At 56.6% G+C, this 12,214-nt stretch carries 13 protein-coding genes and 1 other RNA gene; 7 read left to right on the top strand and 7 right to left on the bottom strand.

All coding sequences use genetic code 11. The features are described from left to right. Positions 1–181 precede the first annotated feature (181 nt). The 6 genes from ACSYSO_RS01030 to ACSYSO_RS01005 all read left to right on the top strand — a co-directional run bounded on the left by ACSYSO_RS01030 (position 182) and on the right by ACSYSO_RS01005 (position 6,222). Positions 182–1,285, top strand: a complete 1,104-nt coding sequence (locus tag ACSYSO_RS01030) for an iron-siderophore ABC transporter substrate-binding protein (protein WP_491701830.1) — start codon at positions 182–184, stop codon at positions 1,283–1,285. 86 nt (positions 1,286–1,371) lie between these two features. Next, the gene (locus tag ACSYSO_RS01025) at positions 1,372–2,292 is read left to right on the top strand and encodes a FecCD family ABC transporter permease (RefSeq protein WP_491701829.1); all 921 of its coding nucleotides are present in this window, start codon (positions 1,372–1,374) and stop codon (positions 2,290–2,292) included. Beyond that, positions 2,293–3,372, top strand: a complete 1,080-nt coding sequence (locus ACSYSO_RS01020) for a FecCD family ABC transporter permease (protein WP_491701828.1) — start codon at positions 2,293–2,295, stop codon at positions 3,370–3,372. Further along, positions 3,369–4,295: an ABC transporter ATP-binding protein gene (locus ACSYSO_RS01015; RefSeq protein ID WP_491701827.1), complete on the top strand. Its 927-nt coding sequence runs from the start codon at positions 3,369–3,371 to the stop codon at positions 4,293–4,295. Before ACSYSO_RS01020 ends, ACSYSO_RS01015 begins: the two co-directional genes overlap by 4 nt. Before the next feature lie 74 nt (positions 4,296–4,369). Beyond that, a complete protein-coding gene (locus ACSYSO_RS01010) occupies positions 4,370–5,338 on the top strand; it encodes a siderophore-interacting protein (RefSeq protein ID WP_491701826.1) in 969 nt (322 codons plus the stop codon). 98 nt (positions 5,339–5,436) lie between these two features. Further along, entirely contained in the window at positions 5,437–6,222 is a 786-nt protein-coding gene (locus ACSYSO_RS01005) for a nitroreductase family protein (protein WP_489799233.1), read from the top strand. Between the two features lie 154 nt (positions 6,223–6,376). On the opposite strand, the gene ACSYSO_RS01000 is transcribed toward ACSYSO_RS01005, so the two are convergent. Beyond that, complete coding sequence (locus ACSYSO_RS01000) at positions 6,377–7,237, bottom strand: TrmH family RNA methyltransferase (RefSeq protein WP_489799234.1); 861 nt, start codon at positions 7,235–7,237, stop codon at positions 6,377–6,379. A gap of 76 nt (positions 7,238–7,313) precedes the next feature. Continuing rightward, the gene (locus ACSYSO_RS00995) at positions 7,314–7,661 is read right to left on the bottom strand and encodes a hypothetical protein (protein ID WP_489799236.1); all 348 of its coding nucleotides are present in this window, start codon (positions 7,659–7,661) and stop codon (positions 7,314–7,316) included. Between ACSYSO_RS00995 and ACSYSO_RS00990 the strand changes: the two genes are divergently transcribed. Beyond that, positions 7,652–8,152 (top strand): hypothetical protein, encoded by a 501-nt coding sequence (locus ACSYSO_RS00990; protein ID WP_489799238.1) that lies wholly within the window; start codon positions 7,652–7,654, stop codon positions 8,150–8,152. The genes ACSYSO_RS00995 and ACSYSO_RS00990 overlap by 10 nt on opposite strands. A 38-nt stretch (positions 8,153–8,190) precedes the next feature. Here the strand turns inward: ACSYSO_RS00990 and ACSYSO_RS00985 are convergent, their stop codons facing one another. The 5 genes from ACSYSO_RS00985 to ffs form a co-directional block, all read right to left on the bottom strand. After that, a complete protein-coding gene (locus ACSYSO_RS00985) occupies positions 8,191–9,450 on the bottom strand; it encodes a hypothetical protein (protein ID WP_491701825.1) in 1,260 nt (419 codons plus the stop codon). Continuing rightward, positions 9,425–10,063: a DUF1310 family protein gene (locus ACSYSO_RS00980; protein WP_491701824.1), complete on the bottom strand. Its 639-nt coding sequence runs from the start codon at positions 10,061–10,063 to the stop codon at positions 9,425–9,427. Before ACSYSO_RS00980 ends, ACSYSO_RS00985 begins: the two co-directional genes overlap by 26 nt. Positions 10,064–10,495: 432 nt before the next feature. Then, a complete protein-coding gene (locus tag ACSYSO_RS00975; RefSeq protein WP_489799244.1) occupies positions 10,496–10,759 on the bottom strand; it encodes a hypothetical protein in 264 nt (87 codons plus the stop codon). Positions 10,760–10,984: 225 nt separating this feature from the next. Then, positions 10,985–11,923, bottom strand: coding sequence for an aldo/keto reductase (locus tag ACSYSO_RS00970; protein ID WP_489799246.1), 939 nt, complete (start codon positions 11,921–11,923; stop codon positions 10,985–10,987). A gap of 159 nt (positions 11,924–12,082) precedes the next feature. Continuing rightward, an RNA gene (gene ffs, locus ACSYSO_RS00965) (signal recognition particle sRNA small type) lies at positions 12,083–12,179 on the bottom strand. Between the last annotated feature and the right edge of the window lie 35 nt (positions 12,180–12,214).

Raw genomic sequence — 12,214 nt, 5'->3', positions numbered from 1 at the left:
CACAGCCATATTCCCCTCATAGACGTCACGCACGTCTCATATGCCATGTACACCTCATCACAACCGTACGCTCTAATATCACAAAACCCGCAGAAAGTAAAGTCTTTTCTTTCCTCGCTACTACTGCTAGATTGGCCAAGCTTATACCAATCGAAGCATTGACCACAGGAAAAGAGTCACCATGCCATCAACCAGCACCAACGCCACGCTTCGCAGACTGCACAAACCACTCATCCGCGCAGCCGCCGCAATCATGGCCGTGGTATCACTCGCCAGCCTCGCGGCCTGCGGCGCCAAGGACGACACTCCGGACTGCTGCAAGAAGGACGACTCCTCAGCCAGTGCCGAAAAGGCCGGTAAAGACGGGTTCCCCGTCACCATCAAGCACCATTGGGGCGAGACCACCATCAAGTCCAAACCCAAGCGCATTGCGACCGTGGGCTGGGGCAGCGCCGACAACCTCATCGCGCTGGGCGTGACCCCCGTGAGCATCCAGAAGAACACCTACGGCAAGACCGTTCACGACGGCTTCCTGCCGTGGACCTACTCCGCTCTTGAGAAAGCCGGCGTAAAGAGCGCCGACATGCCACAGCTGCACGACGAATCCGACAGCATCGACGTCGAAGCAATCGCCGCGTCCAAGCCCGACCTCATCCTCGGCATGCAATCCGGAATGACCAAGAAGCAGTATGAGACGCTGAGCAAAATCGCCCCGACCATCGCCTGGCAGAAAGTCTCATGGGGCGACCCTTGGCGCAGCATGATCACCACCACCGCCCAAGCCATCGGCGAACCCGAGCAGGGCAAAAAGCTCATCTCCAGTCTGGAATCCCAGCTCAAGGACGATGCTGCCAAGTACCCGCAACTGGCCGGCAAAACCGCCTCGGTCATGGCGTTCGACTCCTCCAAGCTCTCCAGCTTCAGCATCTACACCACCACCGACGTGCGCCCGCAACTGCTCAACGACCTCGGTCTGAAGACCCCCGAATCCATCACCAAGGCCTCGAAAGGCACCACACAGTTCTACAAGGACATCGCCTCGGAGAACGCCGACCAGTTCAACGACATCGACATCATCGTCACCTACGGCACTCCCGACCTGCTGGCAGCCATGCAGAAAGATCCGCTGCTGAGCAAGATTCCTGCCGTCAAGCGAGGATCGGTCGTAGTGATCGACAACAATTCCGAAATGGCGAACGCCCTCGACCCGAGCGCCCTTTCCATCCAGCAGACCGATGCGCAGTACGTCAAGCTGCTGGCCGATGCCGCAGACAAGGTGCAGTAACCATCACCACGCGCCACAATCACCACACCATCCTCATATACGCGCTGCTGCTGGCCTGCCTGGCAGCGGCGGCCGTATGCTCCGTCATGTTCGGATCGCGAACAGTGAGCTTCGACGACATCACCCGCGCACTGAGTACCGACGCACATGACATCGCAGCTTCCGCGGTGCGCCTGCGCATCCCGCGAACCGTGCTCGGCGTGCTGGTCGGTGCCAGTCTTGCCGTGGCTGGCGCGCTCATGCAGGGGGTCTCGCGCAATTCCCTTGCAGACCCCTCACTGCTCGGCCTGAACACCGGCGCCGCGTTCGCCATCGTCTGCGCCATGGCCTTTTTGGGCCTGAACACACCGTCCGGCTACGTGTGGGTGGCTCTGGTCGGTTCGGCGCTCACCGCAGCACTCGTCTGGGCGGTGGGATCCATAGGCCGCTCGGGCCCCACACCGCTCAAACTCACACTCGCCGGCGCGGTGATCAGCTCCTCGCTCAGCTCACTCACCTCGGCGGTTCTGCTACCACGGGCTCAGACCATGTCGGACTACCGTTTCTGGCAAGTAGGCGGCATCTCCGGCGCCCGATTCAACTTGATGATGCCGATTGTGCCGCTACTGGTACTTGGGCTGATCATCGCACTATGCGTGGCGCAGTCACTCAATACGTTGGCACTCGGCGATGAACTGGCAGCAGGACTTGGGGTAACACTCAACCGCACACGGCTCATGGCGTGGGCCGCTGCGGTAATGCTCTGCTCCGGAGCCACCGCTCTGGCCGGTCCCATTGGGTTCATTGGTCTGGTGGTGCCGCACGCGGCCAGGCTTGTGGTCGGGCCTGACTACCGCCGCGTCATTCCCATGTGTACCGTGCTCGGCCCTCTGCTCCTGCTTGCCGCAGATGTGTTGGGACGTATCATCACCCGACCACAGGATGTGGAGGTCGGCATCGTCACTGCAGTGCTCGGCGCCCCCATCTTCCTGTATCTGGTGCGCAACCGGCGCATGGCGGAGGTGTAAATGAGCGCGCATACAATCAACGACGCAGCATTGAGCGCCGAAGAGCCAGAACGCCGCATCGCGCAGAGGCTGAGCCAGTCACGGCGACGAGCCGCAGCGCGCAGCGCCATCGTGTTCACAGTCCTAGTGGCGGTTGTGGTGGCGCTGCTATACATCGATCTTGCGTTCGGCCATGATACCTACTCATTCGCCGATATCACTGCCGTACTGACCGGTCAGGATGTTCCCGGCCTCAGTTTTGTCATCGGTGAGCTGCGGGCGCCCCGTGTGCTGCTTGCCGCCTTGTGCGGTATGGCGTTCGGCTTGGCCGGCGCCAGTTTTCAGCATATGCTGCGCAACCTTATGGCCAGCCCCGACATCATCGGCATCACTGCCGGAGCCAATACTGCGGCAGTATTCGGCATTATCATCCTCGGTATCTCCGGCACTCAGCTGTCTCTGCTGGCCGTAGGTGGAGGACTGCTCACCGCTTTGCTGGTGCTATGGCTTTCATGGAACGGTGCGCCCAACGTCAACAAGCTCATCTTGATGGGCATTGGCTTGGCCGCAGCCCTCAATGCCGTCACCTCGTGGATTTTGATGCGCGCCAACCAGTGGGATATGCAGGAGGCACAGCGTTGGCTCACCGGCAGTCTAGCCGATGCCGATTGGCAATCCGTGCCCGCGTTGGCTTTGGTGGTGTTGGTGGCCGGTTTATTGCTGGTTGCGCTCAACCGTCAAGTGGACGTGTTGCGGTTCGGCAACGGCATGGCAGCGGGACTGGGTGTGCGAGTAAGCGCCACGCAGGCAGCCGTACTCCTGTTGTCAGTGACGCTGCTGGCCTGTGCGACCGCAGCCAGCGGCCCGATCTCGTTTGTCTCGTTCCTGGCAGGCCCCATTGCCTCACGCTTGGCCGGACCAAGCAGACCTGCCATAGCACAATCCGGACTGGTGGGAGCCGCCTTGGTACTCGCGTCCGACGCAATAGCGCAGCATCTGCCATTCGCACAACTGCCGGTCGGCGTCGTCACCAGTCTCATCGGAGGCCCAGTACTGGTGGTGTTCATGATCCACACGGCCCGCACCAAGGAGAACGCATGAGCAGCTATACCAGCCACGATGCCGACCACCAGCACCCGGCGCATACTCTCGAAGCGCACAAGGTCAGCCTGTCCTACGATCAGCGAACCGGCAGACGCGCCAACGAGGCTCACCATGTGGTGGACGAACTTTCACTCACTGTCCCGGCGCACGAGGTGGGAGTCATCATTGGCCCCAACGGATGCGGCAAATCCACGCTGCTCAAATCCATGGCACGGCTACTCAAACCCGTACACGGCGATGTGGTGCTCGACGGCAAGTCCATCAACTCGCTGCCCACACGCGAGGTGGCTACCAAAGTGGGGTTACTGCCTCAGTCCCCCATCGCCCCGGCCGGTATCACCATCGCGGATTTAGTAACTCGCGGACGCTACCCCTACCACGGTATGGGCGGCGGATGGAACAGTGACGACGAAGCGGCCGTAGCCCACGCATTGCACGTTACCGGGCTTGCAGACCTGGCGGACCGGCCGGTGGACGAAGTCTCGGGAGGCCAACGGCAGCGAGCCTGGATCGCACTGGCGCTGGCACAGGAGACGGATGTGCTGCTGCTGGACGAACCGACCACTTACTTGGACATCGCCTATCAGATCGAGGTGCTCGATCTGTTGAGCCATCTCAACGCGAGCGAGGGCGTCACCATTGTGATGGTGCTGCACGACTTGAATCTCGCCGCACGGTACGCCGACTGGATGCTGGCTATGAGCCACGGGAGGCAGGCAGCATTCGGCACGCCGCACGACGTGGTGACGCAAGATTTGGTTCGCGACGTGTTTGGTCTTGATGCCACAGTCACCTATGACCCACAGACCGGGCTGCCTGCCATGACTCCAGGAGCGGCGCATTCATTGGTGAGCCAGCGCCAGCAAGACCGCCAGCACCAGACCCACACCAGTACCGATTGCACTGAACGAGAACCATGACCATGAACCAAGCCGCAAAGCAAGCCACAAATCGCCCCATGAACCAATCCATGAATCGCCCTATGAACCAGTCTATGAACCAAGAACCTGACTATCAGCCGTTCCTTGTCCACATCGCCAACAAGATTCGGCTTTCGCCGCACTTCACACGCATCGTGTTCACCGGGCCGGAACTCGACCATTTCGCCGACAATGGCTACGGCCAGCACATCAAAGTGATGCTGCCATTGAGGGGGATGCACGCTGACGGGATGCATACTAGCGGAGCGAGCGATAGCGGAACATACGCCGACGGAACGAGCGAGAGCGGAGCGCACGAGAATGAAACGCACGCAGGTGCAGGTGAAAGCCGGAGCCACAACGCGACTCCGGATTCTTCCCTTTGGGGCGACCCGTTGCTGTTCGACCACGATTCCATAGCCCGAGCCGGCTGGTGGGATCAGTGGCGCGCATTGCCCGAAGAACGGCGCAACGTGTTCCGCACTTACACCATCCGCCGGGTCGAACAACAGCGGCGAGAAGTCTGCGTTGATTTCGTCACCCACCACGGCGCAGGTCCAGCCGGCACGTTCGCAGCCACTGCGCAAGTCGGCGACGAAGCAGTACTCATAGGGCCGAACTCACGCGCTTGTCACTCTGCCGATGCCATCACCTTTCATCCAGGCGAGGCCTCTGAAATAGTGCTTGCCGGCGACGAAACCGCCGTTCCTGCGATTTCCTCCATTCTCGAAAGCTTGGCCCACAGCGGGTGGAGCGGCCATGCAGAGACATTCTTGGAAGTGCCCGAGGCGGCTGATGCGCTCGAGCTCGAGGTGCCGAAAACCATGAGCTCCATGCACTGGCTCGCGCGCGGGCGGGCTCAACGCGGACAACGGTTGCTCGCTGCCATACCGGCGTATGCCAACGAACCGCAATACGCTTGGATAGCCGCCGAGGCGGATACCACACATGCTTTGCGCCGTCTGCTCACTAGCGAGATGCACATGCCCAAGCCAGCCGTCACATTCTATAGTTATTGGCGTCAAGGCAAGCCGGAACTCTGAGACTCGTGTCAGGTTCCGCAACAGCAATTAGGTTGTTCGCCATACCCCAGTAGCAAAAACTTCTCGACCTATGCCGCCAGACGTGGCACAATATTCGCATGACTTCATCTATTTCAAGTACGAACGAAACCATCGCAACGCTGCTGAACCGCCGTTCGATTCGCAAGTTCACCGCTGAACCGATTGACGACGAGACCGTGGCAACATTGGAGACCACTGCGCAACGTGCGCCTTCCAGCCAATATCTGAACGACTGGTCAGCTATCCGAGTCAAGGACCAAGCCATCAAGGATAAGATTGCCGAGATGGGCAATCAGCCTTACATTGCACAAGCTCCATTGCTTTACATATTTGTGGCCGACGAACACCGCAACGCCGCCATCGCCCAGCGCAAGGGCATCGATGTGCACTCCGACGAATTCACGCTGAATTCCACGTATCGACTCGTTCAGTCACACAATGATGCCGTGCTGGCACTGCATGCTATGGAAACCGCAGCCAATGCACTCGGCTTGGGTTGTGTGGTATTGGGTACGGTGCTGACCGATACCCCGCAGCTCATCGAGCTGCTTCACCTGCCAGAGTTCACATATCCTGTGCTTGGGTTGGCTATTGGAAAGCCGGATCAGCAGCCTGAGTTGAAGCCTCGCATGAATCGTTCTGCTCAGTTCTTTGATGATACGTATCCCGCGAACGACGAGGCGATGCTTGCGGATATGGACGAGTTCGACGAGACTGTGCACCAGTACTACGATCTGCGCAACACCGACCGCCCTGTGGACGCATTCAGCGACCAAGTCGCCACCAATGCCAAGGCGCGTGGCGTCTTTGATCTGGCGCTCACTAAGTATGCTGAGCAGCAAGGCTTCCGCCTCGACCGCTGATACGTTCACTAGCGTCTGCATATGCAAGGGGCAGTGCCGAATTATTGGGCACTGCCCCTTGTATATTTGTGCCAACTCACACGAACGTCTAACGCTCACCCAACGTTCGTCTAACGCTGTTTTCCGCCGTTTTCCACTGCACTTCTGGTGCCATTCAGTGCAGTGCGATGTTGCGCTCCATACGCTGTTGCAGTGCGATGCCGGTGGCTACGGAAACATTCAACGATTCCGCTTCAGGAATCATCGGTATGGAGACAGTGGCCGAATTCATACCAGATGCGTCAAACGACGGGCCACGTTTCTCGCTTCCCATCACGAAGGCAAGCCGGTCATCGATATCGGTCAGCGCGCGCAGGTCAGTTGTCCCATGAGCATCGAATGTCACTGGGCGAATATGCTCGTCGTTCAGGAACGCTCGCAATGCTCCGGTTTCTGCGAGCACCACTGGCAGGGAGAACACATACCCTCGTGAGGAGCGGATAAGACGAGCATCGGTAATACGCGTCAGATCGCTGTCTACCAACACAACGCCGGCCGCACCAAGCGCATACGAGGTGCGAATAATAGCACCGATATTGCCCACTATTTTCACCCCGTCGAGCACCACGATGTCGGACTTGGTTCCGGCGAGAGCATCAAGTGACAGCGCTCGGGGTGCCAATGCCACACCAAACAGCTTGGGTTTTTTACCGACTTTGAACAGCTCTTTCAGCACATCGTTGGTCACTGGCCTGACCGGTATGTGCCGGCGTTCGGCCTCCTGCACAACACTATCTTCCGGCGGGAAGTGTTCTGCAAAGTAGAGTTCCTGAACCTTCACACCAGCACTGAGCGCTTGTAATGTAGGCTCTTCATCTTCCAAGAGAATCGTTTTCGCGGTGGTTCTGGAATGTTTGGTGATATCCAGGATGCGCTGCACTGCAGGATCATTCTTGCGTTCTACCGGATCACCGAACCGCTCGTCAAGCCGACCTTGTTGTTGTTCGTTGTCTCGTTCACTCAGTTGTTCACTCATCGTTTCTACCACCATTCCTCAATCAGAACCCTACAAAATCTGCCGTCTTGTACGGTGCAATTGTACACATGAATACCTATCTATCCGCTATTCCCAAGAGTTGTTCCGAAGCCGTAGCAATCTGCCTGTGTGCACCGCTAGCCCACTGTCCTTTGGCAGAGTCTTCAAAAATGTCAGCATACGCGTTCCAGTCTCTGCGTGCTTGGTGAAGGTGCAGATTGATGCGACCATCAGTCTGTACCCGTTGCCATTGTGCCAGCCCCCGGTGGGCACTCGCCACAACCTGTTGGATGACGGCCCGTTCAGCGTCACGCAATTTTCTTGCGAGCGCTTCACGTGCTTCCCGCAGCGCTTTCTCTGTATGCTGGATTGCGGCTTGACGTGCATCATCAGCTTGTTGCTTCGCTAATGCCAATGAACTCATTGCATGCTCCTTCTCGGTTGCGAGACTGCTTCCTGCACTGCAGATTCGACTGCTCGGTGACATTGTTCAACGCGCTCACGAGCCTGTTCGACCAGTTCTATGCCCGTTTTCACCTCTTGCCTGCCACTGACGATATACGTATCAATAGTTCTCCTGAGCTCATTGAGCGCGGTTTCCCCTCGTTCGTCTCCCGTACGCCTGATGAATTGCACTGCGTCTACTTCGAGGTCATTCATGCACCTTATGTAGGCTTGCTGCTCGCTGATGAGCGCTTCTTCCTGTTCGTCAAGCGCACGCATGCATCCCAGCTGTCCGTCTTGCTCTTCTTCCGCCATCATGCTGATGCGTTTGCGATGCAAGCGACGCTCTTCGCTTGCGTTCTCATCAATGCCAGCCTTGCCGCAGTGCCGTGCGGCAGTATGATGAGGGAGGCTGCTCGGGCTTGCGCTATATCTTCCGGTCGGACGCTTTTGGTTCTCTACACATGTTGAAGATTGCGATAGCCACAATGAGGGTGTTCCGTGATATTTCATTGCAATGCCTCCAGTTGACGCGCCAACGCTTGATCGGTGGATACTTGTGTTTCGATAGCCCGCTCTATGTTCGACGCAGTCTCCTCGAATTGTCGGCAATGCTGCGCGAAGGCATCAAGCACATGAACGTAATGGTCTTTGTGTTGGTTGGATATGGTCTCGGGAGTGGCTCCACCAGCCGCCAGTGCATCGAGCACCTCACTGCCGTTGAGGTGCTTACCGATTGCCGTGGCAGAACGGCAAGTGTTACGCCACTGTTCGTCGGCCTGACGTTCTGCCTGATGTATCACCATCTCGAATTCCGCAGCCTCGTGCACGCTCAGATTATTCATGCCCGATACCAAGATACGTGCTTCCTGTTCGTCAAGCCATATCGACTGCGCCCCAGTCAAAGCGCCGCCACCGGCTTTGGCTAACGCACTACGCTGCGCATCCAATGCTCTGCGCGCAGTGGTCACCTCGTTGCGCACCACGTCTATGTCGGGCTCAGCCAATACCAATCTGCCATTGCTGTCAAATTTATACCCTCCCCAATTGTGTTGTTTGGAAACATGATCGCCTACACCATCACCACCGGCATCAATCGATTGCACCAGTTTCAGGTTTCCGATGTATTTGCCGCCAAAACCAACAAGACCGACAATATCTTTCGGATCTACATAATTATGAACGTTGCCGTTACGGTTCAGCTTCTCGACTTGCCGTTTTTGCAACGGTGTAAGTGTCCTGTAAATGTTGGGACCTTGATATAAATGGCCTCCTGACACCCTTTTGATCTCTTCGTCATTCAAACTAGCGAGCGCATATTGTCCGTCCATTGAGCCAAGAGAATGTCCGTAAACATCCACAGTGGCATTGGGATACTTAGCCATTGTTTTTTTCAGCAAAGCTGCGGAAGAGCGAAACTGTGCGGGAGGTATGTATGGCGCCTTCACCATTCCCGGCACAACAGTAGACGATAGGATCTCGAGGCCAACAGGAATGTTGGTGGACGTCCAATCCTTCCACTGCCGACTACCCTGATACAGCACAGTCACATGATTAACCTGCTCAGCTGGCGCACCAGGCGATTGGTCTGTTACCACATACGACTGCAACCCGTTAGGCAAGTCCACCACTTCAGACACATGCCCCACCGTAGTCTTATCGTCAAGCTCTACTGGATCACCTACTTTATGAGCCTCATACTCTTTTTCGGCAATCTTTCTGTGCTGCTCATCAGTGTATTGCTTACTGGTACTCATGATGGCCTCCACTATGCGTCATACCGGCATTCCCCTTATCCGACGGACGTGATTCCTCTGGCTTATGGAATCCTGACGAACCATTGTCCCTAATCATCTTGTCCAACAGTCCAGAACCACCGCTAGCGCCCCCAGATAATGGCACTCGAGTCCCGTGTTCCTCTACATCACGACTCAAGCTGATCTGGATATACAATCGCTCATCGTCATTAACGATGAGCTTCACCAGAATTTTACCTACTTGATTAAGCTCCGTACTGTCGTCATCGACGACATAAGACTGTATAACGCCCTCGGGAGTGTATGCTTTCGTGTCCCAAATACGTATACTCTTATCATATATCCGTTTTGCGTCTTCACTGTGCGCAATGGCGCTCATCTCGTCTTTCGGTATAGGCTTCGGCGAGAAAAGCTTCATCAAACCGAAAGCACTCCCCTCCCATGCAACAACAATGCCCAGCAGCACCAACAGTATGATAAGCAGCGTGTGAGGCTTACGCCTTACTGGCTTTGCAACAATAGCAGGACCATACGGCCCTTGGATCCACTGCCAACCATTCTCGTCAGGATGCGCACCGGCAGCACCGTCGCCTCGCACACCTTTTCGCTTGCGCCATAAACCCATCTTGCACCACCCTTCCAACTGCCGACTTTATTCGCATAATTGTATTATCGGTAACCATAGCAGACTTGATTGGTAAGCACACCTAACAACGCGCCGAACAATCTACAAACAATTAGGCAATACCACACAATTCATCTCGACACATTCCCGCGTGCTTCTATGCTCAACCTACTCCCACAACGCCCACACCAATAGACACCGGTGCACAGTAAATACCATAAACAACAACCGGACGCGCCAAGACAGCAGCACTCATACCAAAACGACGCTCACTACGCGCCTATATTGCAAGTCATGGTCCCTAATAAATAGCCACTTTGGGCAACAGAAGGACCACACAACCAAAACCACAAGGCAGCCACACGACAAGAACCGTTCTGCTCATATACACTCTACACTCGCGAAGCGTTCACACGCCCCGCAGTCTCATGACTACCGCCGGCGCGGCTTAAACCCACGCTTACGCGAGTGCTGCTTGCGCCCAGCTCCTGATCCAGCCCGCATCGACGCGAACACCGCAGTATCTTTGGGATCGCGGTGAGTCAAATGCCAGTTCCCGCAAAATTCACACTGATACACCCACAGCTCAGTCCCGCGCTCGATGAAGCTCTGATCTGCGGCACGCAGAGCCGTGGCACGGTCGTGATACATAATCTTATTCGACTCGGTGCAGCGCTTCGGGGTGAAATAGTGCATGTTCACATCCTAGCCGCATGCCACCCACCACGCGCAAGTGAGGAACCCTATCCACGGTCTGCACGAAACATTCGCAGTCCCCACCACACCACGCGCAACGCAGAGAGCCCTGCTGCCCCACGCGCAAACCAGCCACGCACTGGGACAGTTTCTGACGGCGGCAGGCCCCAGAAGCGTGCAACGCAAACCGTCAGCACATGGGGCTCGCCACCTTCTTTTTACCGCTTAGGGCAAATCATGCCCGGCAGAAACATACAGGTCATACCATTCCTGAGCGCTCAAATCTACCTCTGAGCCCGCCATCATCTCACGCAACCGCCCGGGATTCATCGACCCCAACAACACCTGCATATTCGCCGGGTGGCGCAAAATCCAAGCCACAGCAATCGCATTCTTCGTCACCCCATGCGCCTGCGCCACACGTTCCATTTCCTCATTAAGCTCCGGATATTGCGGATTATCAACAAACACACCACCGAAATAACCAGTCTGGAAAGGGCTCCAAGCCTGAATCGTCATACGCTTCAGCCGCGAATAACTGATTAACCCACCATCATGATCTAGGCTCGGTTCATCCGCCATGTTCACGTGAATCTCCTGATCCACCATGCCGGTATGTCCCAAGCTGAACTGCAACTGGTTGACCTCAAGCTCCTGCCCAACCGCACTTTGCAGCATTTCCACCTGCATAGGATTGACGTTGCTCACGCCAAAATGACGCACCTTACCACTGTTCTGCAACTCGTTGAACGCCTGCGCCAGCTCATCAAGATCCACCAACGTGTCCGGCCGGTGCAACAGCACAAAGTCCACATAGTCGGTCTGTAGATTCTCCAACTCACTGTCCAGAGCCTCCAGCAGGTGCTTTTTTGAGAAATCATAACGTGTGATGGTGTTCGTGTCCGGGTTGTTGTAAATGCCAAACTTGGTCTGCACATACACCGATTCACGGTCAACGCCCGTATCTTTGAACGCCTGACCGAAACGCCTGCTGCTCTCCCCTGCGGTGTAGCAGTCAGCGGTGTCGAAGAAGTTTACGCCACCGTCCAGCGCCGTCTGCACGACTTCTTGAGCCTCGGCAGCAGTTTTCTCGTGGATGCGCATCACTCCCAGCGCCACACGTGAAACCGTAAGACCCGATGTGCCTAATTCTTGCTGTCGCATTCATTCCTCCTCGAAACTTGACAAACCGCCAACGCCGCAACCAGCCTTGTTGCGCTGTGCCGCGCCGACACTTGCAGTTCCATCTTCTCACGCATGGTCGAGAACAGACTTACACAGCGACATGATTCAAAGCAAAGCCAACGCCACTGTTGAACTTAAAAGAGTAAACCTTCACGCACCCGACAGAGGCCGCTTACCCTTGCTGCATTCCTGCCCTGGGGGGATTGGGCGACATAACGCCACGTGAAGGCTTGACCAGTGTACCGCCATGCTCAGACCGCACGCCACAAA

The organism is Bifidobacterium sp. ESL1130, assembly GCF_058507935.1.
Note: the sequence above shows the minus strand (reverse complement) of the source record. Positions and strands in the feature narration are given on the sequence as shown.